The following is a 24,411-nucleotide window of genomic DNA, read 5'->3' on the forward strand; positions in this document are numbered from 1 at the left end:
ATACGGGGTTTAAGGGGTTATATTGATATGAAATTGCCATTACCGCAAAAGGACGGATTATCCGTTCTCGTTGATACCTATTCCGATAACGAAATACCGTTGGATATCTCGCAGGTTGAGATTATCGTACGCGGGAGTGACGTGGTTATCCGGACAAAGGATGGCGCCGAGCTGGTGTTGGTGCAGGCAGCACAGATTTCATCCATGCATGAAAATGTGTTCAATCTGCTGTTTAAAGATGGCACGGTCATATCATCAACAGAACTGTTCCAGCGCGCCGACCTGATTGAGCCCGGGCCGGAAATGACCGAGATCAAGGACATTAATGCAACGCCGCAGGTCGAGGTTGATCCGCTTGTGGTCATTATTGATGCTCCATCTGCCAACACTGCCTCAACGATGGATATTGACGACTATGCTCCGGACTTGACCGATGGTGGGCGCAGCACGCCGCGGCTTTCGGTTGCCGACTTTATCGGACAAAATAGCAACAGCGACAATGGCACCTTGGATTTTGGCGTTTCAACATCGCAATCAGGTGTAGCGCCGCCGAAAGAACCCGATCCAGAGCCCACACCGGAGCCGGAAAAGCCAACAGAACCAGAAAAGCCAACTGAGCCCGAGAAGCCAACGGAGCCGGAAAAACCCGGTGGCGGTGGTGAAGGTGGCGGCGGCGGCGGTGGCGAAGGCGGCGGCGGTGAGGGCGGCGGCGAAGGTGGTGGTGAAGGCGGCGGCGGCGGCGATCCGGGTCTTCCTTTCGTCGAAAAAGCCAATCTCTATCAAGTCGGCAATAGCCAGATGACCGACAGCGACGGCAACAAGGTATGGTTGCTGGGTGGCGGTAGTGTCGATGCGCGTAATGATCCTGATTTGGGCGTGCAGTATGACGAGAAAGCTGTTCTTGACCTGCGCGGCAAAGAAGGTGAGCAAGATGGATTTACAATCCATGCCGATAATGATGCCTTTCAACATGGGCAGGTCAATACACCAGAAAATCCCAATAATCTTGATCACCGTCTTGGACGTATCGTAACGTTTGACCAATTGGTTGGTGGGGAAAGCGTTGCCGGAAAAACCATAAAAAATGTCGAGAACATACCGGCTGGCATGACGATCATCTGGAAAGGTGGTCCTGGTTACGCCGATTTTGTGGCGAAATATGGCATCGAGCTTAAAGATAACGAGATCTTCGTAAGCTACAAAGGCAATGTCGACTATAACGGTAACAGCATTGAAGTTACCTGGGTGGATGCAAACGGTAAAGAAACGCAGGCAAAGTCGGAATTTACCAATCAATATAATGGCGACCATCCTGATCAAGTCATCAATGGTGATCACGCAATCGTTTTACCGAAAACACCGAATGAACGTGAGATCATTGGTGGCAGCGGTAACGATACGATATATGCTTCCCAATTCCACGATAAAATTACCTATGATGGTGCAGGTGGCGATAAGAACCGCCTGATCTTCGGTGATGGCTATATACTCACGCAAAAAATCGGTTCAAGTGAAGTCTTCGGTCTTACCTATGATCTGAAAAACAATAAGATTACCGACGAGGGTAGCGGCGAAATTGCTACCGTAAAAAATATCCAGCAAATCATTGGTACGAAGGGTAATGACCATTTCATTATGGGCAATGCCGGTACATCATATTATTTCGACGGACGAGACGGGAATAATGTTTTTGACTTGCAGTGGATTAATCAGGAAAGTGGTGAAATAACCGGATCCAGCGGTAACAACGAGTTGTTTGGTGGCGCGGGTCTTGACACCTATAATCTGGAAAAATCATCTGGTCAGAACACCATCGTTGATACTGGTACGAACGGTTCGAATGATATTTATAATTTCAACTCGTCGACGGGCGTAAACACCATCAATGACAAGGGTGGTGCAGATACCTACAACTTCAAACTTGCCAGCGGAACGGTCAAGATAACCGACGAAGCGGTTGGAGCGAATACATCCAATATCAACGATGTTTACAATTTCACGCAGGCTAAAGCGGACGTGACCATCATTGATAGCAACGGTACAGATACTTATAACTTTGAGAAGACCGAAAATAAGGTCAATATCACAGACTATGGAGCCTATACGGATTACTATAAATTCAGCGATACAAAAGCCGATGTGAAAATTGTCGATTATGGTGGCGCGGAAACCTATGAATTTTACCGTACTACAGGCAAAATCGATATTACCGATCATGGGAATTACCGTGATATTTATTGGTTTACAGGCGCCAATGGCGCCAATGTTACCATCGTGGACAATGGTGCAATCAACAATGGCAATAGCGCCGACGCCTATAACTTTGCCAGCATTGTAAACACCGATGTAAAAATCACTGACGCCTGGGGTGATGACGTTTATACATTTACCGGTGCAACAGGTGGAACCGTTCAGATCAATGACAATGGTAGTGGTAGTTACTCATATGATAAGTACCATTTCACCGGTACCAATATAACCAAAACCACCATCGTCGATTCCGACGGCATAGACGTTTACAACTTCAATGACTCCAAGGGTGAAGTCGATATTACCGATTATGGTTACTATCACGATGAGTACAATTTCCTTCGTTCGGAAGGTAAAGTGACCATCCGCGATAACGGTGTTTTTGCAACGACCAATTACGCCGCCAATGATACCTACAATTTCAATTATACGAAGAGCGAGGTTTACATCACTGATAAAGGTGGTGATGACACATATGTCTTCGAGAATGCGGTAGATACGAGCCGTATCTCAATAACCGACGAGGGTGTGAATACAAGCGCCGGTTATGGTGGTAATGACACCTATAAATTCAAGTCGTCGCATGGCAATGCGTTGATCACCGATAAAGACGGTTCTGACAATTACGATTTCACCTATACGGACGGTAATAATGAAATCGTCGATTCCGGTGGCAATAAGACGACAGTCACCCAGCGTTATAAATATGACGCATGGGGCCATATCGTTCGTGACGCCAATGGCAATCCCGTTTATGAAAGTTATAATAAACAAACTGCTGATGTTTTCGACTTCAGATTTTCCACTGGCTCGAATAAAATAACCGACAAAGATAAGTCTGACGGGCTTTATTATTTTCAACAGTCAACAGGCGATAACACCATCATCAACGAAGATGGGCTGGATAAGTATTATCTTAGTGGCTCGACCGGCAAATTTATTGTCAAAGGCGGCAAGGGGACCGATATTCTTTTTGCCGGCTCCGGCTATCTTCAATATGATGGCGGAACGCGGGACGATGGCGGTTTTGAGAATGATTGGATTTCGTTCCAGCCAGTCTACAGCAATGGCGTTGATTTGAATGCGCGGACAGAAGGCGTCTATATCAATTTAGGTAACGGTAACTATAGCGATCGTTCCAAGGTGACCAGCTTCGATGAAAACGGTGGCGTGGTCAATTCGGGCGACATGAAGGGTAGCATCACCAATGTCGAGCATGTCATCGGATCAAAATATTCCGATTTGATCTATGGCAATGAAAAAGACAATTGGTTCTTATCCACCGAAGGAAGCGATATCTATTATGGTGGCGCGGGTTCGGATACTTATTACGTCGGAAGTCCCAATAATGGTGGCAAGATTATGGGGATGCCGGGCGATACCACATTAGACGCTTGGGCAAGTACCCCGACTATCGGATCACGAACAACAATTATTATCGATCTGGACAAAGGGTATGCAACGACCCTCTGGGGCGGAAGAGATACATTGCACGATTTTGAAAATGCCTATGGGGCCCTTGATTATAAGAATACGATCACCGGGCGCTGGGGAACTGACGGCATTTTGGTTGGTGGTACAAAAGAAGATGTATTTTATTCTGTCGAGAATGCCAGTCCCGATGGCGTTACAAAAATAGATGGTAACGGCGATTCAGCGAATGATACTGTCCGTTATGACTATGAAACTTCGGATGGCAAATATATTAACGGTGTCGTCGTCACAATGACTGGTGGTACGACCGGCACGGTTAAGAAAGGTATCAACGGACAACAGGGTAACGACGAGCTGCACGATATCAACGAAATATACGGCACTAAAGGTGATGATAAATTCTATGGCCATGAATCCGGCGGTCATAATTTTCACGGCAATGGTGGGGATGATATATTTTACAGTAAAGGCGGTGTCTGGTCGTCATTTGATGGAACAGGCAACAATTCTGCTACTCTGGATTACAGCGCACTGAACACTTATGTGAATAAGGATGGCGATACTGTCAAGCATAGTTTCGTCTTCACGATGAGCGGTGAGTTTTCAGGTACTTTGCTTCGCGATAATGATCGCAACCAAAATGATACCGTTACGAATATCACCAGTCTAGTCGGAACACAGGGTGACGATCTGGTCTATTTCTCGGTTCATCCGATCAATTACAATACCAACCTCATTTCCTTCGATGGGCAGGGCGGTGAAGACTGGTTTGTAAAACGTCAGGATACCGGACGCGGTTCGCAATATGATATTAGTGGTGGCTTCAAAAATGTTGAAGCGATTGGCTTTATCGACAAGCATAAGGATGTCGTCAACCTTGATATGGATGGCTTTTTCAAGGACTTCATAACCGGCACCGCCGATGCGGATGGCAAATATCATGCCCACTTCTTCGTTGACGGCAATGACGAATTCAACGTTGATGACAAGCAAGGTGGTTGGGACTGGAAAGAAACAGCCAATGACGGTAATGGCAATAGAACCTGGACAGCGTTTGACGATCAAGGAAATAATACCGGCCATACCATTGATGTCACCGTCGGCTCTGAAGGGGATTCTCATCCGCAATAGGTGTCTTGGCATCGGTTGATGGTTTTGGAAGTTGTGTGAATGATCGCTTTAATTGATGCTCTTGAGACCGCGTGTGACAAGCTACGCGGTTCTCTTCCTTACCATTGGCAACGAATTCGTACATTGCCGGTATCCAGCGACGAAACCCTGATAAAACTTGTTGAGCGACAGGTGGGTGTGCATGTGGTGCGTGTTAATAAACAGTCAGCATTACAGATCGGCGGATTTTATATTGTGCTCACCCCACGGGGAGATTACCGCGCGGCATGTGTTGCCAATAACGGGAAGCTGAGATTTATCGAGGATCAATCGGGTGATGGTATTGCTGAAGGCGATGGCCAACCGGCCAATCCGATAGACGAACCGGATAATGTCGGGAAGCAACAATCACCATCGGCAGTCGAGATGTTGGCAGTCGATGGAGGTGCGAGCGATGCGCTTAAGCCATCAGCTGCAAATGTCCCTCAGCTCTTAGACGATGAGATCAACAATTCTATTCCTCAATATCAGGTTTTCAAAGCAAGCCTGCTTGATCATTTTGAACTGAGGCGTCTCATCAGTGCAGATCCTGTTTCGGTCTCGTTGATTAAAAAGCTCTTGTTTGGCTCTTTGTTCATCAATCTCATGGTTGTAGTCACACCACTTTATCTTAATGCGATCTATAGTCGTATTCTGCCAGCTTATGCATCAGCATCTCTATGGGCATTTTCAGTTGGTGTTATTCTGGCCGGTATTGCCGAATATTTGTTGCGCCGTGATCGACAACGTTTAAACCTTGAATTGGTACAGCGTTTGCATACGACGCTTGAGCCTAATATCATTCGACGTTTACTGCGAATTAATGTCAGTCAGTCCAATGAATGGGGTGCTCGAAAATTTCGTAGTTTGAACGATTGGCGTCAAGTGCGCAATTTTGGTCTTATGGCATTGAACGCGAACATTATCGATGTGCCGTTCATGTTGCTGTTTCTCATCTTCATTGCGCTATTGGGGCATTGGGTTGTTATCGTGCCCATTCTGGTAATTGCAGTGATTATCGGTCTTATGGTTCACTCTTGGCGTGAAGCGGCGGTTGCCTATAATGTCAGACCGCTGCATCGCGACGCGCCCAATTTAGCTGATCTTAAGGTCGCCTCGATTATCGGGCGTCCCGATGTCGTGAGTGATCGGTTTATGGCGGATTCAGAAAGCGAGACTGAAAACTGGAAACAGCGCTATCAGCGCTCGGCGCGATCACAGCGTGCAAACTACGCTATCAATGCTGGTCAAACAGTCGTTATCGTCATCTGTGCATATTATCTTGTCGTTGCAGGCTCTTTAAACCAAGGGGCGATTTTTGCCGTCATCCTGTTGGCCGGAAGAATGATGCAGCCACTTCTGAGCGCCTCCAGCATCGTCTATGATGCCTACGGCGCGCGTCAGGCTTATAAAAATATAAAAGAGGTTATTGCGCAAAGCAGTGAAGCGACAGAAACGGCGCTTCATCTTGAAAAGCAAGAAAACCTGAAGACACCGCTTTGGAATATCGAGCAAGGATCTTTCTATTATAACTCTGAAAAGATTGTTCTGGATAATCTGCAGCTTTCCATTCCAAATGGACAGAAGGTTGCAATATTTGGACCAGCAAACAGCGGCAAGACAACACTTTTGCAATTGCTTGCAGGGTATTTGTCTCTAGAAAAGGGGACAATAGCTTTTTCTAAACGACCACTGCATGCGGGTGACGAGACGGTCAAACGGTTAGTGCATTATGACTGGCAAGACCATGTCATGTTGACGAGTTCGGTGTATGAATTTCTATGCTTGGAAGAACGGCTATCACGTGAGGAATGTGAAGATATATTGCACCAGCTCGACCTTGTGAGTGGCGAGATGCAGATTGCCGACAAGCTTGAAGTCACTTGGCGTGATGCAGGTTTTTATCCCAATCCTGCCCATAGGCAAATGCTTGCATCTGCGCGACTTGCGTTAAGTAAGCGCAAGATTTTCCTATTGGATGAGCCGACATCACAATTGTCACAGAAGCAGGAATCTCGTGTGGCAAATCTTTTAAAAAACAAACTGACCCCTGACACAACGATGGTCGTTGTTACTGACCGCTACGATATGCTTGCATTGACGGAACGCGTTATAGTGCTTGATCAGGGCCATATTAAATTTGACGGTCCAACCCAGGAATTCTTAAGCCGGAGCACGCGCCGCGTGGAAAGTTGAAGACTATAAGCCCTGTTGTTTAGTGCGCGTTTGTCATATCACCATAGGAACGGACACTTGAACCTGATTGGCCGCGCAAAATGGGTTGCTTGTATGCGCGAAGTTTTTTTGAAGGGTATAAACGCGATCAATTACAACACGCGCGTTGATTGTTGTTTGCATTACGACGCAACCGTCAAAGTCATCAAACCAGCTTTGTGGTTGAATTTTAGAATTTTGGCTGATGAATGTTGTTTTTCAAGAGTAAAACACAAGCGATACCGCTAGAAAACCATTCGCAAAGCGATGATTGGGTACTCTAAACTTAGCTGTTTGTTGAAAACACGTTGAACCTTTGCAATAACCGGGACATACCACTCGTAAGCCTAACCGAAGATGGCATTACTCTCTGGTTCAAAGAGGTGTATATGGTGCCCAGAAGAGATATGACAAAACTCCATTAAAACAACATGTTATAAAAAAGTGGGGGCATAAGCGCTCTATTGATTTTTAAAGATTATTTCAAACGTTGCCCTTACTTTTCAGTTCCCAAAATAGGACACACCCACCCCATTGACTCCTAAATACAAAATGAGAACAATACGGGAACAAAATGGAGTCGAGTGAAGTGAGACAGAAAGACGAGATCGATCTTTTGATTGATGCATGGAACGGGGACATAAAGGCGCTCGTAAGCCAGTTACTAGAAGAGCGGTCTATGCTGGTAAAGCAGATTGGAACCGCAGCCAGCGCGATGTCGAGCGGCTATGCACGTGGTTGGAAGCCGAATCTACCTAAATGAACCGCTTTCGTTTTTACCCTGTCACCGAAGAGGAGACCTTCAGAACGTTGCAGCACTGGTTTAACATCTATGCGTATTGCAACGAATGCCGCCATAGTCTCATGTTGGACAGGAAAGCCCTAGAGCAACGGTTTGGGCTAGATTACTATCTGAAGGATATAGAGCCAAAACTATCATGCGGGTATTGCCATACGAAAAACGGGAGTTTGGGCGTATACCCCAAAATCCGCGATTAGTTTCTGTACCCCACATGATAATATCAATGCTTCATTCATTATCCCATAGAATCGTAGCTATCATGTCTAGGAGCAACGCTTCGTACCTTGACCGGCGATAAAATGCATCTGCTGCCCACTCCATCAATAGGCGTCTTTTCTCATATGTATCCATTTTCTTTGTCATAGCACTTACTCTCCATAACGTCGTGAGTTATGTAGTATGATCATCTGGGAACAGATTGCATCTTTAAAGAATTGTTATCGTTACTGTCATGCTGTTGGGGATAAATCATTGTTAGTATGGAGTAATTTAATTATTTGGTGATAGGGAAGAAGCAAGAATTTGTATGACAATGATATCATCTATCAATCGGAACATTTCTTTCTTATCAGGGCGATCACCCCATCAATCGCAGACACGCCAAGCGCACCGCATAAGAACCCCGCCAAACCGATAATCTTTTCAGGCACAACATAGCCTGTATGGATAAGGTCGTATTTGCTTAGCAGGTGATAGATCGTTTGCGCAACAATCTCAGCGCCATAGACGGCGCATAATGCCCCGCCTATCCATTCGATAACACGCTGCGGCCATTTGCGGGCTGGCCCGTGGATCTGTCTCACAAAGGCACCAAAAGCACCGGCAAGAGCCGTTAAAACTGTGTAGAGCAGATAGGCAAGCCAATCTGGCGGGATGATTTTCTGTGGCATTATTTCCAGCACTTCTGTTTTTGACCGAAGCGGTCTGTTGCAATTATCCAGCGCGTTAGCTCAGGTTCAATCTGAACCATGCGGGCGGGTTCATTCGCTTTCGGTGGAGCTTTCCACCCTGCGCAAGAGGGCGGCGCACTCGTTTGGCAAGCCGCCAATGGCAATACAAGCATCAATGGGAGAAAGGTCAGAAGTCTCATGGTCTATTTCCTCGCGGGTTTGGAAAGCCTCGACCACGCTTTGAAGCGTGGCCTTATGTTGATAGCTGCGGCCATAAAAGAAGCCGCTTATAAAGGCGGCGGCGAACAAAAGGGCTAAGAAGCCGATGCGATAGGGCAGCGTCATGCCACGGCGTCCTTATCACGAAAGAAGAAATGCCAGATGCCGAATGCAAAAGCCGCAACCATAATAGCTGCAAAAGCCCATTGAACAGGGCCAGTGCCAGAGATAAAACCGCCTAGACCAGATAGGAGGCCAGTAACCGGTGCAAGCACTTGCGGGTTCTTCAAAGGATTGTTGCTGTTCGCATCAGGCTTCACAAAATTGGAAGACACGAAAGCGCCCTTAATCCAGATTGCCCCCTCAGCGCGACGGCGGTTTACAAGCCCTTGAACACGCTTGCCGCCTGCCTTTGTCCACTTCATCATTTCGGTAGGAACGGAATCATAGTCGCCCTTATTCAGCTTTTTGAGCAAGGTAGACTTTTTAAAAGCTCCAATACCCACATTGTAAGTGAAAGAGACGAGCGCTGCGAACTGGTTGTCATTGATATCGACCTTTACAGCATCTTCGACCGCCTGTTCATACTGGCCTAAATCGGACATGAGAATCTCAGTCGCCCGCTTCTCGGTTATTTTCATGCCAGCCTTGGGCTTTGGTTCACCTGCTGCAGCCGTGTGTCCATATCCAATCGTCCAGATCCCTGCTACATCCTTATAGGCTGTCGTTCTCAGGCCTTCCCACTGTTTGATATGGTCAAGGCCAAGCTTGTTGATTTGTCGTGCCATTTTATTTTCCTTTCAGGCATAAAAAAGCCCCGCAATAGCGAGGCAAATTATTTTTCGGTATGTGATTGGAAACTTGCTTTTCGTTGTGAATGGGGTGAATAATTATTGCGTGTGGGTTTAAAGGATCATAAACTGATGGTTGTAATTTTCACACGGAGGGCACCACCAAAATGAATATTAAGATCAATAAGTTAGCTGCAAATTCATTGAGGGAGGGCACCAGTGCGGGACAAGGGCAATTGTTCATTGATAAGGATGCGGAATTAGAGGGTATAGGAATGGGGGTGTTGACTGATGGTACTCCCTACCTTAACCAGCGAGGCTTAGCTGCTCTTTGCGGGGTTCATCACTCCAGAATTGGAGAAATTAGTAAAGAATGGTCGGACGAAGTTGAGAAACCTCGTGTTAAGACTATTAAAAGCATCCTTTCAAAAATAACCATTCCACGCCCCGAAGCGTATATAGAAGTCACGCATAAAGGAGTGGTTCATTATTGTTACCCATCAGATGTTTGCTTATCTATACTTGAGTACTATGCATTTGACGCCGGTAGTAATATCCAAGAGACGGCTAGAGACAATTTTAGAACTTTGGCAGGTTCTAAACTTAATGATTTGATTTATAGTCAAGTTGGTTATGACCCAACTCATGCTAACCGTTTTGATAAGTGGCATGAGCGCATATCATTGAACTTCCAGTCCGCTCCGAAGGGTTATTTCCATGTTTTTAATGAAGCCCATACCATTATATACGAATTGATCATGGCGGGGGCTGAGATTGGAGATAAGTTTGTTGTAGATATCTCCATAGGCTTACATTGGTCCAAGTTTTGGGAAGAACAAAACCTTTCAGAAGTACATGGTTACAGAAATAAATACCCTCACCACTACCCGGATAGCCATCCACAATCTAAATCCAATCCGCAGGAATCTTGGTGTTACCCGTTATCAGCACTTGGTGATTTTAGAGAGTGGCTTCAATCCGAGTACATTGAAGGTGGGAAATTTAGTGGTTACCTATCTAGCAAGGTGAAAAAGGGAGAACTACCACCTTCGTTTGCACAACTTGCCATTGCGGCTGTCGAATCAAAACTTCTGCCGTCCGCATAAAAAACCGCCATTGAGGCGGTGCGTACGGGTATTGAATTTGTGCTGTGCTTACTGAATGTTTGAAGCCCACTGCCAAAGGCAGTCGAGCTGTTCCGTCGGGATATCCTTCGCCTTCGCCATTTTCTCAACAAGGTAATGGTCACGGCTAAACAGTGTGGTCTTCTTGATATCAATCAACACGCTTTCGCGCTCTTCATCATCAGCCACATATAACGGGCTTTCGGGTGACGAAACTTCACTTGCTAAACCTTCTTCTGTTACACCTATTACAAGTGCAGCTTGCCAGAATTGTCTTGCTGTTAATGCTGGTACGACTGGTTCCGGTTCTGGCAACACAGGCTTGTCAGCCGTCAAACCGCGCTCTGACGGGTCGCCGATAAAGTCTATGGTGACTTCTTCTCCAGTCTCTTTGAACCAGACCTGACCTCTATAATCTTTAACGCCAGCCCATGTCGCGCCAGTCCATAAAAGCACGACGCCTTCTTCAACCTCTGGAGGCTTCTGTCGCGTGCTAAAGGCCGGATAAAGATATCTGTCGGGGTTTTGCTGGTCAATATCTGCGACACCGCTGCCTAGATACTCTTTCGTGGCTGGTGAATATAAGAAATAAGTTCCTGTCATTTAAACAGCTCCTTAGATATAACAAATGTAAGCGGGGAGTGCTATACTGCGCGGTCGGTTTTCGGTCGCTGTAGGGACAACACTTGAAGCGTCAAGTGAAAAGCTCCCATAGGAATTCGCGCCTGAATTGACGTAATCACCGCCGTTTTTGTAATTGGAAAGAACGTTGCCGGAAAAGGCTCCGTAAACCGAAGCTAGGTTCGTACCTTGGTCGCTACCATGCAGCACACCCCCGCCGGTAATATTTCTAATCGCGTCGCCCTGCCAGCTACCTGCAACACGCCCATTATCGACACCCCGACCATTATCCCACACACGCAAAAATTCACCCAAAATCATTGGAATGCGAAATGTAGTTGAGCCATCACCTGTTGACCATTTACCCCAATTATTTTTCGTCACATCTAACCAATCCGCATCCGAAACAATCATGCCGCTATCATTTGCAAATTGCCAGAGTGGCGGATAATCAGCCCGTTTAATTAATGTTCCATTCGGCGACAAACAGCCATATGGCGGTTTTGTGCTTGTTGAGTAAATAACCTGCCCAACGGTTGAAACTCTGTTCTTTATTGCCTCACGCTCGGCATTCGTGAGTAAGAGAGCGCCTTTGTCGTTGTGGGCCGTTGTGTTTTCAACGAAGTTCCCGGCGTCGTAAACGTCGGCTTTCTTGCCGTTTTTGTCGTATGTTTCGATCTTCATGTATGGGCTTAAATCAGGAGCGGTAGGCAAGTCGCCAGCAACAAAGCTGCCCTGCACTTGACCGGCGGCGGGAACTTGTCCAGGTTCAAGCGTCAGGTCTGCAAGAGCCGCAACATAACCCGTTCCGTATTTCGCGATAAGATTGCGAACGGCGGCGCTTGAACGGCTTCCGTCCGGCTGTGGCCTTATGTAAACGGGAAGGTTCTCACCCGCACAATCTGCCGGACAAGGATCGCGCAACGTTCCTTTCGTGTCGCTGGTAATTGTTGCAATCGTTAAACGTTTTCCATTTGTCGTTTCTATCTCGTCACCGGGCCATGCGTTCGCAATAGACTGCAACATTGTTCCGACGCACGTGAAGTCTCTCTCGCCGGCAACAAGGGTAATTGTGCCAACGCTATAGATCGGGCGTACGCCGATCAATTGGGCATTATCATAGGCCATTGATAACCTCCGCTTCTGGCGTCAGCCGTTTAACCTCGGAACGCAAATGCGCATTCTCTTCTTCAAGCTGTTCCGACTTTGCAACTGCTGCGTCCCGCTCTTGTTCAGCGACGAAACGAAAATGGGAAAGAAGTCTAACTCTCTCCTTTAACTTTTCTGCCAGCCATGATTCTTCGTTCAATAGAGCCAGCGGCTCCAATCGTATTTTCTCAGTCATGTTCTATCTTTCCCATATTAAGGCGCTGATTTTCCCGAAACCTTGATCGCGTGAAACGGTCGCGCTAACCGAGCCGTTAGACACGGCCCAAAACTGATAGGTATTCGTGCCATTGATTGCACTGGCATCGATATTAAGCCCGCTGCCCGCTATCCAACCCGCACCGCGTCCCGTATGGGTAAACTCCCATATTCTATTGCCTGTCGTGGCATTGGATAGATAAACATTGATACCCCAATCACTGTTAGAGTTAACCGGGCTGATATACAGATTGTAGTTGCAGCCAACTAAAGACGTGTTCGCCTGCGGGTTATTCGTGCTTAGGTTGATAATCGGTGTTGCTTGCGCTGACGGTGGCAAAAGCCCCGTATTCTGATAAGCTTTGGTGACGCTGTTAAAGCCCAAATTGCTTGTTTGAACTTCCAAATATCCAATCTTTGCCGATGTAATAGACCCGTCTCTTATCTGCGCTGTGTCAATCTGAACATCCGTTATCTTCGCCCAATTGACATACATTTCGTTGGCATACATTTTCCCATCTTGGATAAGAAATGGCAGGTAGTATTGCCCTTTGTTCGACGGGTTCATCACAACAAACTGGTTGCCAACGACAGAGACGCGGCTTGTCCCGTCAGTCTTTGCATCAATGAACAACGAAGCGCTGTTAGGGCCGCTGGCATCTGATGCCGCTGCCGTCAAACCTATCGTGCTGCTTGAACCTGCGGCGGTTGCTTCTGTCTTTACTCGGAATAGACCTTCTGCGGTTACGTTTCCAACTTGCGAGCGAACGATGGTAACGGCCTCGGCTGTGGCGGTGAGCTTGCCGTCAACTTCCTTGACCTCCGTTTTTAGCAGATCAACCGCGTTCGCTGTCGCGGTTAATCCTGTATCGGGATCTTCAACCTTTGCTTCCAGCGATTGCGTTCTTGCCGCAAGAGCGCGGAGATCGCCAACAGCTACCGTTATCTGCTCAGTAAAGTTGGCGCTTGCTGTCTCAAGCGAGACGGATAGTTCCCGCTTTATCGTTTGCTGTTGTAGATAGTTTTCTGCGCCTTGATCCGATGATATCTCTCCAAGCCGCTGCATTTCTTCCAAAACGTAACGCCAAGTATCTGCGGAAAATTCAAGATTTTTGTTAATGTTTTCTGTAAGATCGCCAAGGTCGATAGGATACATGTCTTTCGGGCCAAGACGGATATCAAGCGTTCTAACCGTCAGCCAATCCGACCATAGCGTTTGCCGGTTATAGCTGGACACATACTTCCCACGGATAGCATAATCAGTCAGTGGTAGTACGTCTTGGCTTATCAGAAGTGATCCGACTTCCGGCCTGTCGGTTCTTCCACGGACGACGACCTCAAGGTTATAGGCAAGAGCAACCTCATATTGAACGGCGTAAACGTCTTCTTGCTCTCCATCCCAACCAAGACGGATGGCAGGGCGGCGGGCGTTGCCTTCATAGTCATCAACCTGAGAGGCTGTTGCCGTCCAGTCAATCATGGGCTGCGGCTGTGGGCGCACAGGGCCAAGAGGAGCAAACTCCGGCGGCGTATAGTCGTTTTGCTGATCCCAGTCGTAATCTGACGGATCAACTTCTGTAAGATCAACCGTCACGTCATTATTCGGGTGATCGATCGTGCCATCAACGCGAAACAGCTTGTTGACATAGCCGTTACGCTCGGATGTCCAAGAGACAATATCGCCCGGCTCCAACACCCATGCTTCAGGTGGCAAAAGGAATGTGTGACGGCGGGCACGCCTTGCCTCGCGCAATGACGACAGCATAAGCCGCTGAACTTGCGAAGCGCGATAAACCGTATCCAATTGAACGCTTGTCATCAACCGGCGGTCGCCGTCTTCTGCTTCATACGTTCTATTGTAAAGAGCTGGCGCGGTCTTGGTGTTCCAGCCTTCGTTAATCTCTGGATACGTAGCAGACACGCCGTTGACGCTTTCAGCAAGACCAAAGAACGGCGTGAATGTCTGTTCTTCAGTCGATAGGATATCGGCATCTGTGAACGAATAGACCGGTGCATCCGGTTCGCCGACATAAATCTTATAGAAGCCACCCGCTTCGACCAACCGACCGTTACAGGCGGTTAGAAGCTTTTCAATGGTGTCGCCGATTGGAGTGTCGACGGTTATCTCAATGCCTGATAAATACTGTTCTTCTTGCCCATTTGGCCCATCCACGAGTTGACGGCATTTATTTATCTGGCTAATCCAATGAGCGACAGGCAAGCGGGATTCAGGCATATTCTGAAGCCCATAAACCCATGTGCGGACGCCGTTCTGGTCGTATTCATAGATCCCACGCAAGATATTGTATATCTGGACGGCGGGAAGATCGTCGCCGTCGCCGCCCCATGTGGAAGTATCAGCCCATCGTTGCGAGCCGCGCCCGCCGACCGAGCTGTCGCGCGACGGGTCATAAAGCCGCCTTCCAAGCACTTCGAACTTAAATTGCGGGAAGCCTGTAAACAGCTCAGGATTGGCCTTTGCTGTCATAATCGAATAAGCCACATTGTAGCCAACACGGGTATTTGGCCAAGGACGCTCGGAGTTGTTAACACGCTGCACCAGTAAAGGGTCTGCAACTGTTTGCTCGCCATTCTTTGGCTTTATGAAAAGGCAGCCGTCATACTGCGGGATGTTGTATCCCTCTAATGAAGAATTGTTTTGGTCAATATCGACAGGCTCACCATTCACCCAAAGCGCGGATATGCCTTTGATCCTATGATCAGCCAGTGCAATAACCTGTGTAACATAGGCGTTCGGCGTCTTGCTGGCACGCCCCCATGTATTGGCATAAACAAGCGAACCGGCGGTGCAGATGCGACCAAGCAGTATAGAGCGCGGCAAGTCTCCGCCGCCTGCGATTTCCCCACGAACGCCTGACTGCTCACTTTGTTTTTTCTTCTTGCCCGCAAGCGTTTGCCCCAAGAGGCTTAAGCCTACGCCAAGAACGACTCTCAAAAGTGCGCCGCCAAGGACGGACGAAAACAATCCGCCGATCAGCGTAGCTAACCCGGTAAAAACAGCCATGTTGTATTCCGATTTTTAGAGGCGTTTGAGGAAGTGCTTTTCCTGCGCCTGATATCCCTTGCGCCGATAGAGCGCGGTTGTGATAGGATCGTCACCAAGACCGATCATGGACGCGAATGCACAACCCTTTGCCTTCGCCCATTCCTCGTAGCGTTCCAGCATCTTAATTGATGACATGCCGCGATGTTCTGAAGAGACCCACCAAATGATCTCTTCTGCGATTTTGACCGGTGAAAACCGGTGCAAACCACACTGTGCCGCCAATATGCCTTGGACGCCTGTTTCGTTCTCCATGAGAAGGCAAACAAGGTCGGTATTTGTTAAGCAAGCTTGGAATATCGCTTTGGCCATCGTCTCTGAGAACGGGAAGGGTACGCCCGATGCTGTGTGGAACTCACGACAAAGACGCAGAACGTCTTGTAGGTCGCTCGATACTGCTTTCCGTATCATAAGCCAGACACCGTTCCTTGATCGCTTCGTTTATTCCATGGCGTGGTTGCAACCTTGCCACTGGTCTGTCCCCAAAAAAGCTCCCATTCGCCAACTGTCGAAGTGTCTTCAAAGAACCCATCATTCGACGAACGACGCTTTTGACTTTCGTTTGATCGCGTGTCTGGATTAAAGCGGGATACCTCTCGCGCATGTGAATAACAGCTTAGAGAGATTGCCCCTTCTTCGTTTTCTTTCGGGGTCGTGATGTCAACTTCATCAACAAAGCCGATGAACCTGCAAAACGCTGGCGCGACCGGCAATCGCGTTTCGGTATTCAAAAGACCTCGGTAAAGCTCGATACGCGCTTGTTTGAGGTCATAACCGCGAGCGATATTCTGGACGCCCTCGCTTAATTGCGACATCTTGATATTGATCGGTCTTGCTTCAATGCCGACCGTTTGAGGGATGGCGTCAATTTCTATGAGTGTTCCTGACCCTTCAAACGAGCGCGTTTCGGGCCGCCCTGTATCCGGGTTTAATACCTCTGCTTGGATATTGCCGATACCCGACCAGAAACCATAAGGGAATTGCGAACCGTTGTTCATATCCTTTGCCACAACCCACAAGAATTCGCGTGGCATTAACACGCGCTGTTTAAGCGCTGTCACGTTCTCAGGTGATAGATAACGCATCAACGTGCCTCCAATGCGTCAAACGACACCGTACCGCGCCCCGTGCCAGCATCGGCTTGTGCTGACAAGCTGTCGGGAACGATGGTCATCAAACAATGAGGTCGCACAAGCGTAACCTTCGTGCCGGTCGTGGCGCCGGGCCAAAGAGGCGGATATACCTGAACAGATATGCCGTTGACCGCAATAACGTCGTGCAGGTCACGGTCGCCGATCTGTATCTTATCGCTTACGGTAAAGACATAGCCAGACGGCAAGCCAGAAAACGTCAAGGCGTTGTTGTTGGTGATAGTCTGGATCGACACCTTGGAGACATCGCCAAGACCTTTCCCGTTCGGATAGGCCCATGGAAAACAGTTTGTCGGCCTTGCATAAAACCGCACAATGCCATTGCCAAGCCCATTTGCCCGCGCGCGCCAATAAGACAGTTCGGACGGGCGCAATGTCTTTGAAGAATACGACGCCTTCCATAGTGGTGACCCCATATCTTTGACGATTGTCACGCCGCCAGCGGTTCGGCTGCGCTCCTGTCGGTGATATAGATCAAAGTTCGTGGGCCATCCTGGAAAACCGTCGAGAAAATCAAATGGGTCTTGATACATCTTACGGCCTCCCAAACTTATCTGATGCGCGTTTATTTGCTTGCGCCCATGCTATTTGCTGCAACTCACGGCTTCCAGCAAACCGCTGAATTCCCTTTGCTGTGTTTTCCTGAGCCACCTTCGCGACGTAGGCTTGCAAGTTGCCGTCTTGATCTACGCCCACGCGAACGTTTGAGTTGACCGCTACTTGGTTTGGCTTAGGTCGTAAATCAGAAGGTGACGGAATGCGAGGAATTGCAGGGATAGAGGGCTGTCCGCCGATGCCGCCATTTGCATAGCCACGGCGCATAGCATCAACGGCTTTAGCCCCGCCCCAACGCTTCACATCATCCTGCGACCATACAACTTCCCCCTTGTGTACTATGCCAGCAGGTTCATATTTCCCACCTGCACCGGTATAGCCGCCGCTGTCATATAGCCCGACGCCGCTACCGTATCGAGAAAATAGGGATTGCCCACCGCCGAACAAACCACCCAATCCCCCACTGAATAAGCCGTTGAAGAGTTGGTCGAGACCCGCATCAAGGAACCTTTGCCCAAGACGCGATACAGCGTCGCCTAAAGCCTCGGCTGCTGACTTGCCTTGGATCATCCCATCGACAAACGTTCGCGTTACGTCACGAGATACGTCTTTTACAGCTTCAAGCTTTTGACGCATCTCTTCTTGACCCGCGCTAAGCTTCGCAAGAGAGGCATACGCAGATGCATATTTTGTCGATAAATCGTCTATCGCCGCTGTAGTGTCTTTATCGATAGGTATGTTTGCTTTTTTGGCAGCAGTAAGGAGTTCTTGTTGAATACGCGCTTTTTCCACGGCGTAACCAAAATCGTTAATAAACGGATTCAGGTTAGATTGTGCCGTCGCTTGCGCATTGAGCGCATCGATCTGTTCGTATATGCTTTTGTTTAACCGCTGATATTCATCTTCTTTTTCCTTAGCTCCCTTGCCGGTTTTACCTGTTCCCATCGCGGGATAATCTGCTATCGAAACCGGCTTTTGCTGGCTATTCGCTGGTTTATTGGGTGAGCTTGCGGTTATTACTGTTGTGTTTTGGCTGGCTAGATAATCAGCAACCCCTTTCGGGTACTTCGGTTTGTAAGCTGCAACTATGGATTGTTCTAAGCCGTCGACGTATTCTTGCCCATCGGCAGATCCTTGTGTGCGCCAAGATTGCTTGCCGTTTTCCTTTTCCAGCCGCGCAGCTCTTTGGCTATTGCTTTCAGCGCCGATATATGAAAGCACCCCTGAACCCCCTAGATACTCTCCTACGCGGTCAGTGCCCCAGTCTTTACTCTTCTTACGGGCCCACTCCGACATCGTATCTGAAAATTTGATAACCTCCTCTACGCCGGACCGTAATGTGCCGATAAAGTTGTTTACCTCTGATATAGCGCCGGTCATATCGAAATTATCAATTGACGTTGCCAAGCCATCCAATGACTTACCGAAAGTATTGGCAGCCTGTGACGATTCATTAAACTTACCCACTGCATTTACGAGTGAGTTGTAAAGTCCTGTCATGCTTTGTGCGATTGTTCTATTCGTTGAGCCGAGGTTCTGCGTGACATCTCCTGCGCCTGCCATGATTGCTCTAAATAATGCCTCGGAGGATAGCTTCCCATCAAGCATCAGTTTTCTTAACTCTGACACTGAACCATTCGCCTCTTTTAAGCCCGCAGCAGCAGCGCGCAATATGCCAGGCGCGCCTTCAAGAATAGAATTAAATTCTTCAGCTCTGACGGTTCCACTACCTAAGGACTGCGATAGCTGCAATAGCGCGCCTGAAGCCTCTTGTGATGACGTACCCGTTGCCCTCAAAACCTGAGAAATAGTGTCCGAAAATTGAACAATCTCAGATGATGATGTGTTTAACTCTTTTTGAGTTATAGATAAACGCGAATATAGCTGCACAAGGCTTGATACAGGTGCTGAATTACGTTGCGCGGCTTGATATAGATCAGAATACGTCTTTGCTAGATCGTCCCCTGCTAAGCCGGTGGCCTTCAATGCATTTTGAATTGTCGTGTATTCATCGGTAAGTTTTTGATAGTTTTGATAGGTAAAAGCTGCCCCTAATGCGGCAAAGGCCGTTTTTATAGTGCTTGTAGACGTGCTTATCTGCCGTGCCATGCGGCTTGCAGAATTACTCATACGTTTTGTTTGGCTATCAAACTGATCGCCCGCACGTTTCGTGTCGCGCAAAAATGTATCTATTTTTGTTTTAAGTTCAACTACAACCTGATCCGCCGTTGCCGCCATAGCTATTACTCCGCAACTCGCGCTGAGGCAGGAGCGCCAAACATCAATGCGGCAATGATTGACTCGGCTACAGATGCCGGTGAGTTCTCACCGTCAGCGATAGGCATTGTGCCATACATGTCGCATAATGCTTTTGCCTCTAGTGGCCCCATACCCCCGCCAATAAGACCGAGACGTATGGTTTCGTATATATCGTTTAAATACCATGACCGCGCTGCGAAGACTTGGCTAATCTCGCCAATGCCTTTACCTAACTTCCGCTCAAGTTCATCTATTTCCTTCTTCCCTAGAAGGAATTTATAAGTGCCGTCGGCCCAATTTAGATACAATGCAGTATTCAGATGTGACATGTTCACTTCCGTTCTTCACTTTTTAAATTGTTGTGATAATTTGGGCTATGTCTCAAAGAATAGTTTCAAGATATTGCCCATCATGTGATGCGACAGTTCCAGCCTACGAAAACAGGCCGAACCATCTGTTGCATCTGATTTTGACGATTATTACCGGCGGTCTTTGGCTCGTCGTTTGGCTGCTGTTGTCCATAAGTTCGCCAGCTGCGGTTTGTAGCCGCTGCGGCGAGAAGACCAAAACTTACAACCCAAACAAAGGATGGGCCAGTGTGCCAGATGGCATAAAGGTTCTCATTGTAATTGTTGGGCTTCCGACAATTGGTTTAATTATTGCTCTGTTAAAAAAGATTGTTCATTAGAATGAGTGATTTATATCCCTCTCAACACTATAAGCCATGCGCTTTGTACGTCTCGGTAGGTTCGGTGAAAAAAAACCGCGTAACAAATGAATAAAACACCAGCCAATTTGTTAGGTATTTATATCAACGAACTGGCTGAACTTTGCGCCCATGAGTCTTGCACAGCATTAGGGCTAGTTCGCATTGATAAATACAAAGATATAGCCAGATTGTCCCGTGAAGCTATGCAGTTAGGTTCGCGACCTATCGAACTCGCCTTTCGTAAATCAGGGCACCCAATCCCCGAAGTCGAAAAGAAGTCACTCAAGATAAGAAAGAAAGCGTTTTATACATATGAGGCATACGACCTTTTGACCGACAAGGGTAAAGAAAGTCCGCTGGACGCTATTTTATATACAATCTTGCGTTCAACCTCTGCAATGTCGATGGTCAAAAGCGCAACCGAATGGATTGATAGAGGTTACACCCGACTTTTTTATTGGGTTCCGACAAACTCCTGCCCGCAATGCTATGAGCTTGATAAACAGGAAGTCGATTTATCTTCTTTGTTTTGCTTTCCACCTAAAGGCTGTGAATGTGAGGTTGGGCAAGCGAGGATATGGTGCTCACAAACCCCATAACCACCCACCGGCAAGGACTAGCGCGAAAGCAGGTTGTTAAAAATGTGGTTCTAGCGTGGAAAATTTATTTTGACGCTGCCGCAGATTGTCTCAATTTGCACTTGTCCATCTTTGACAATCCGTCTGTCATCTTTATCTTTCTTGACCTTCGTGATGGTGCCTTTTTCTTCATCAGCCGCATAGACATCTGTTTGTTCGACGTCGTTCAAAAATGTCTTGATTCCTTGTCGGTTTTCTGGCGAGATATAATCTTTGTGAGCTGTATCAACTGTAACTCGCATGTTTACCTCAGGGGGATCAGATGGAAGATGATTTTTTTGAAGAGTATGATGAATTAGCTATCTTAGTCGAAAAGTCAGGTTATCGTCACTTCAAACAAAGTTTAAAACGTTGGCATGACTTCCTAACTGTTTATTCTAGTCCATCTGTTACAGGCTATATTCTAAGATTGCGTTCAGAGATAAATATCAAAGAACATGATGCCGATATTTTCAAAGAGCCAAGTTCAATGGTCGGGAGCGCATTGATACAATGGCCTGACAGAAAAGAGGATAGGCTAAGTGCACAGCTACAAGTGATAGAAAAGCTTCTTGAACCAGATGTTAAGCCAGAAGGCTTTGCGTTTATGTATTTTAATTCAGGTAATAGATTTGATGACAATATCAATAAAATGTCAGAGCAATTTTTTCATCCTTTCCAACGCGAGTTACGAAGGGAAATAAAGAAGATCTTTGCTTCTTCATCAATTGATGTGCCAGCTTCTGATAGAACTGTCTCAATCAACCATAATACACCAGAATATCAAGAGTTGGATAAAAGACTTGAAGAGCTTGAAAAAACGCTCAAAACTGTGAACTCTGGTGATGTTGGAGCAAAAGAGCAAGCCATTTCAGAGGTCGGGGCTATGCGGCGTATCTGGCAAGCTATGACTGTGAGGTCTACAGTTTTGAAGACTCTATTCCTTGGAGGGCTGGTTTGGATATCAACGGTCTTCGCAGAAACTGTTGCTGGTCAGATTTGTACAGCGGCTATTGAGCTTTTAAAAGTGATGTTTGGTTACATTTTTTAATTTTTATCAAATGCTAGAAAAGTTTTTATATCTTCTTATAACACCTACAAGGACTAGTGGAATCGACTCATTTTCTTCTCTGTGCTAAGCCGTTCACGGCGCTCTGATCGTGACATAAACATGTTGATGATATTCAAGACCATGTTCAATACGCATAATGCGGCCAGCCAATGTTCCAGTTGCATTGGGTAGTCCTTTCTATAGAAATGGGAGTAGATATGTCTGATAAATTTGATCCTGATCCGTGGACGGTTATATCTACGGTGGCGTCCGTAGTGGCTTCTGTCGCTGCGTTAGATCCAATCGCTACAAAATACATTGATCGATTTAAAAAGGACACTTCAGGAATTAGAGATTCTCTTTTGGATAGACTGACTGATGATTTGATCCAGGTTCAGAGGGACACCGAAAAACTAATTCGATTTTTGTCACGTGAAATTGGCGAACAAAAAACGATGGAAAGCCCATTTTTTATAGGTGAGACTGCTATATTCTTAGACCAAAAGCAATTTATGCGATTTAGCGATTTGGCAACAACAATAACTGCTGACTTAGATCGAATACAAAACGCAACTTTTGGAATTTGTCAGTATGAAGCAAAGCTGTTGAAAGAATTTGGGCACGAGCTAAAAACACAGATACCCAACCTATCTCACCGAGTGATGCAGTATTATAGGCGTGACATGACTATAGGCGAGGTATTGGAAGACGCTTTATGGGTACTAAAAGAAATTAATCGAATAATGCAGCGATTACACGGGAATTAGATCAATTGCACACTTGGATCAAACCGCGTTGCATCGAATAGCATCTGTTCGGCTTGTTCCAGCTCTTCGTCTGTTACTTCAACCTTTTTGATACCCTTGTTTTGCAATTCCAGGGCTTTCACCATAGAGACGAGTTCGTAAAGGCTCATTGTCTCCATTGCGCGTGGATCTATCCCGCTACTGAAGAAAGCTGCCCGATACGCCCCGAAGTCAATCAGGGTTTCGGGCTTTCCTGCTCCCCCGATGTGGGTAAGTCCTCAAAGCCGGTCATTACAGCCGAAATGATTGCACGTGCTACCGATTCCGGACTTGTATCATCTCCGCTGTATGGAGCGACGCAGTACGTGTCAGCAATTCTCTTGGCTTCAAGTATTGGCATACCGCCACCTATCAATCCAAGCCGGATGATTTCGTATAGGTCGCCAACAGACCAACCACCCAACAAAACGCGCTGATAGATGACCCCAAAGCCCGTCTTGTCTCGCAAATACTCAAGCTCTTCAACCTGTGTGCCTTTTAAAGCAAATAGATATTCTCCATTGCCAAAAGGCAAAACAACTTCTGCTTTGAGGTTACCTGTCATTGTTATCCCCTTTACGCTGTCACTGCGGCAGTAGGAGAGCTGGTCGCAGTGTTTTGCCCACCAAGGTTCGTGGCTGTGACCTTAACGGAGATGGCCTTGCCAACTTCGTTGTTGGACAAAAGCAGGCTTGCGCCCATTGAACCTGCGATTGCGACGCCATCAGCCAGCCACTGATAAGTAAATGTCGGGTCGCCTGACCATGTTCCGGCATCAGCAGTAAGCGTTTGTCCGACCGCCGGTGTACCGGTGATTGTCGGAGCAACCGTGTTGACAGGTGCAGCAGGGATATCAGTCCAAGATGGGCGTCCATCAAATACGATTGTGAATGACATTTGCCAACGACCACGGCTTTCTGAGCTTTCTTCCCACTGGGTCAAAAGTGCTTTCCCTTCCCAATATCCTGCATTGTCCGCGTCGAGATTGCGATACCAACGAACGCGACGGAAAGAACCTTCATTGCCTTCTGACATGCTCCAGTCTTCCCAGAAGTCCAAATAGTCCTGCTTTGCAAGAGTTCCTGAGCCTGTAAGGGTCAAACGCTTCGAAACGGGGTCAATACCTAACCAGATAACTGCATCAGGGTCATTACAGGGAGGTAAATCAATATCGTTAGTATTTGTCTCAACGCTTTTTGTCAGGCTGGTAATACCGCAAGGTGCAGTGAAGCTATCACTGCCCGCAATGCCTTCGATTAAAAGCTGCTGGCTTCCATACTTAATCGAATAGTTATCTTCGTCTTTATCACGTGTTTTACGTGCCATAGGTCATTCTCCATATTTAATTGTAAATGATTTTG

At 47.2% G+C, this 24,411-nt stretch carries 23 protein-coding genes; 7 read left to right on the top strand and 16 right to left on the bottom strand.

Features of this window, described 5'->3' with window-relative positions; translation table 11 throughout:
* Window positions 1-27: 27 nt before the first annotated feature.
* From ACYSNS_RS09530 to ACYSNS_RS09540, 3 genes are all read left to right on the top strand, one after another.
* Window positions 28-4,815, top strand: a complete 4,788-nt coding sequence (locus ACYSNS_RS09530; RefSeq protein WP_461722922.1) for a hypothetical protein — start codon at window positions 28-30, stop codon at window positions 4,813-4,815.
* A 39-nt stretch (window positions 4,816-4,854) separates the two neighbouring features.
* Window positions 4,855-7,029: an ATP-binding cassette domain-containing protein gene (locus ACYSNS_RS09535; RefSeq protein WP_461722923.1), complete on the top strand. Its 2,175-nt coding sequence runs from the start codon at window positions 4,855-4,857 to the stop codon at window positions 7,027-7,029.
* 592 nt (window positions 7,030-7,621) lie between these two features.
* Entirely contained in the window at window positions 7,622-7,810 is a 189-nt protein-coding gene (locus ACYSNS_RS09540; RefSeq protein ID WP_461722924.1) for a hypothetical protein, read from the top strand.
* A gap of 584 nt (window positions 7,811-8,394) precedes the next feature.
* On the opposite strand, the gene ACYSNS_RS09545 is transcribed toward ACYSNS_RS09540, so the two are convergent.
* The 3 genes from ACYSNS_RS09545 to ACYSNS_RS09555 all read right to left on the bottom strand — a co-directional run bounded on the left by ACYSNS_RS09545 (window position 8,395) and on the right by ACYSNS_RS09555 (window position 9,746).
* Window positions 8,395-8,739 carry a hypothetical protein gene (locus tag ACYSNS_RS09545; RefSeq protein WP_461722925.1) on the bottom strand — a complete coding sequence of 115 codons (345 nt, stop codon included), beginning with the start codon at window positions 8,737-8,739 and terminating at the stop codon, window positions 8,395-8,397.
* A gap of 90 nt (window positions 8,740-8,829) precedes the next feature.
* On the bottom strand, window positions 8,830-9,084 hold the full coding sequence (locus ACYSNS_RS09550; protein ID WP_461722926.1) for a hypothetical protein: 255 nt from the start codon (window positions 9,082-9,084) through the stop codon (window positions 8,830-8,832).
* Window positions 9,081-9,746, bottom strand: coding sequence for a lysozyme (locus tag ACYSNS_RS09555; RefSeq protein ID WP_461722927.1), 666 nt, complete (start codon window positions 9,744-9,746; stop codon window positions 9,081-9,083). The genes ACYSNS_RS09550 and ACYSNS_RS09555 overlap by 4 nt, the downstream gene beginning before the upstream one ends.
* A 170-nt stretch (window positions 9,747-9,916) precedes the next feature.
* On the opposite strand from ACYSNS_RS09555, the gene ACYSNS_RS09560 reads away from it, so the two are divergent.
* Complete coding sequence (locus ACYSNS_RS09560) at window positions 9,917-10,855, top strand: hypothetical protein (RefSeq protein WP_461722928.1); 939 nt, start codon at window positions 9,917-9,919, stop codon at window positions 10,853-10,855.
* A 48-nt stretch (window positions 10,856-10,903) separates the two neighbouring features.
* On the opposite strand, the gene ACYSNS_RS09565 is transcribed toward ACYSNS_RS09560, so the two are convergent.
* Genes ACYSNS_RS09565 through ACYSNS_RS09605 form a run of 9 tightly spaced genes read right to left on the bottom strand, consistent with a single transcriptional unit; the run spans window position 10,904 to window position 20,217 of the window.
* Window positions 10,904-11,476, bottom strand: a complete 573-nt coding sequence (locus tag ACYSNS_RS09565) for a hypothetical protein (protein WP_461722929.1) — start codon at window positions 11,474-11,476, stop codon at window positions 10,904-10,906.
* A 12-nt stretch (window positions 11,477-11,488) separates the two neighbouring features.
* The gene (locus ACYSNS_RS09570; RefSeq protein WP_461722930.1) at window positions 11,489-12,622 is read right to left on the bottom strand and encodes a hypothetical protein; all 1,134 of its coding nucleotides are present in this window, start codon (window positions 12,620-12,622) and stop codon (window positions 11,489-11,491) included.
* The gene (locus ACYSNS_RS09575; protein WP_461722931.1) at window positions 12,612-12,839 is read right to left on the bottom strand and encodes a hypothetical protein; all 228 of its coding nucleotides are present in this window, start codon (window positions 12,837-12,839) and stop codon (window positions 12,612-12,614) included. Before ACYSNS_RS09575 ends, ACYSNS_RS09570 begins: the two co-directional genes overlap by 11 nt.
* A 3-nt stretch (window positions 12,840-12,842) precedes the next feature.
* Entirely contained in the window at window positions 12,843-15,884 is a 3,042-nt protein-coding gene (locus ACYSNS_RS09580; RefSeq protein ID WP_461722932.1) for a phage tail protein, read from the bottom strand.
* 15 nt (window positions 15,885-15,899) lie between these two features.
* Window positions 15,900-16,334, bottom strand: a complete 435-nt coding sequence (locus ACYSNS_RS09585) for a GNAT family N-acetyltransferase (protein WP_461722933.1) — start codon at window positions 16,332-16,334, stop codon at window positions 15,900-15,902.
* Window positions 16,331-17,008 (bottom strand): hypothetical protein, encoded by a 678-nt coding sequence (locus ACYSNS_RS09590; protein ID WP_461722934.1) that lies wholly within the window; start codon window positions 17,006-17,008, stop codon window positions 16,331-16,333. Before ACYSNS_RS09590 ends, ACYSNS_RS09585 begins: the two co-directional genes overlap by 4 nt.
* Window positions 17,008-17,607: a hypothetical protein gene (locus ACYSNS_RS09595; RefSeq protein ID WP_461722935.1), complete on the bottom strand. Its 600-nt coding sequence runs from the start codon at window positions 17,605-17,607 to the stop codon at window positions 17,008-17,010. The genes ACYSNS_RS09590 and ACYSNS_RS09595 overlap by 1 nt, the downstream gene beginning before the upstream one ends.
* 1 nt (window position 17,608) lies before the next feature.
* Complete coding sequence (locus ACYSNS_RS09600; protein WP_461722936.1) at window positions 17,609-19,867, bottom strand: tape measure protein; 2,259 nt, start codon at window positions 19,865-19,867, stop codon at window positions 17,609-17,611.
* A 5-nt stretch (window positions 19,868-19,872) separates the two neighbouring features.
* On the bottom strand, window positions 19,873-20,217 hold the full coding sequence (locus ACYSNS_RS09605) for a gene transfer agent family protein (protein ID WP_461722937.1): 345 nt from the start codon (window positions 20,215-20,217) through the stop codon (window positions 19,873-19,875).
* Window positions 20,218-20,662: 445 nt separating this feature from the next.
* Between ACYSNS_RS09605 and ACYSNS_RS09610 the strand changes: the two genes are divergently transcribed.
* The gene (locus ACYSNS_RS09610) at window positions 20,663-21,196 is read left to right on the top strand and encodes a hypothetical protein (RefSeq protein WP_461722938.1); all 534 of its coding nucleotides are present in this window, start codon (window positions 20,663-20,665) and stop codon (window positions 21,194-21,196) included.
* Between the two features lie 50 nt (window positions 21,197-21,246).
* On the opposite strand, the gene ACYSNS_RS09615 is transcribed toward ACYSNS_RS09610, so the two are convergent.
* Window positions 21,247-21,477, bottom strand: coding sequence for a hypothetical protein (locus tag ACYSNS_RS09615; RefSeq protein ID WP_461722939.1), 231 nt, complete (start codon window positions 21,475-21,477; stop codon window positions 21,247-21,249).
* A 20-nt stretch (window positions 21,478-21,497) separates the two neighbouring features.
* Between ACYSNS_RS09615 and ACYSNS_RS09620 the strand changes: the two genes are divergently transcribed.
* Together ACYSNS_RS09620 and ACYSNS_RS09625 are read left to right on the top strand one after the other, a co-directional pair.
* Entirely contained in the window at window positions 21,498-22,265 is a 768-nt protein-coding gene (locus ACYSNS_RS09620; RefSeq protein ID WP_461722940.1) for a hypothetical protein, read from the top strand.
* Between the two features lie 218 nt (window positions 22,266-22,483).
* On the top strand, window positions 22,484-23,032 hold the full coding sequence (locus tag ACYSNS_RS09625; protein WP_461722941.1) for a hypothetical protein: 549 nt from the start codon (window positions 22,484-22,486) through the stop codon (window positions 23,030-23,032).
* Here ACYSNS_RS09625 and ACYSNS_RS09630 read toward each other — a convergent pair.
* The 3 genes from ACYSNS_RS09630 to ACYSNS_RS09640 form a co-directional block, all read right to left on the bottom strand.
* On the bottom strand, window positions 23,029-23,181 hold the full coding sequence (locus ACYSNS_RS09630; protein ID WP_461722942.1) for a hypothetical protein: 153 nt from the start codon (window positions 23,179-23,181) through the stop codon (window positions 23,029-23,031). The genes ACYSNS_RS09625 and ACYSNS_RS09630 overlap by 4 nt on opposite strands.
* 65 nt (window positions 23,182-23,246) lie before the next feature.
* Window positions 23,247-23,615, bottom strand: a complete 369-nt coding sequence (locus tag ACYSNS_RS09635) for a gene transfer agent family protein (protein WP_461722943.1) — start codon at window positions 23,613-23,615, stop codon at window positions 23,247-23,249.
* An 11-nt stretch (window positions 23,616-23,626) separates the two neighbouring features.
* Complete coding sequence (locus ACYSNS_RS09640; protein ID WP_461722944.1) at window positions 23,627-24,376, bottom strand: phage tail tube protein; 750 nt, start codon at window positions 24,374-24,376, stop codon at window positions 23,627-23,629.
* Window positions 24,377-24,411: the final 35 nt, after the last annotated feature.

The organism is Bartonella sp. LJL80 (assembly GCF_054871565.1).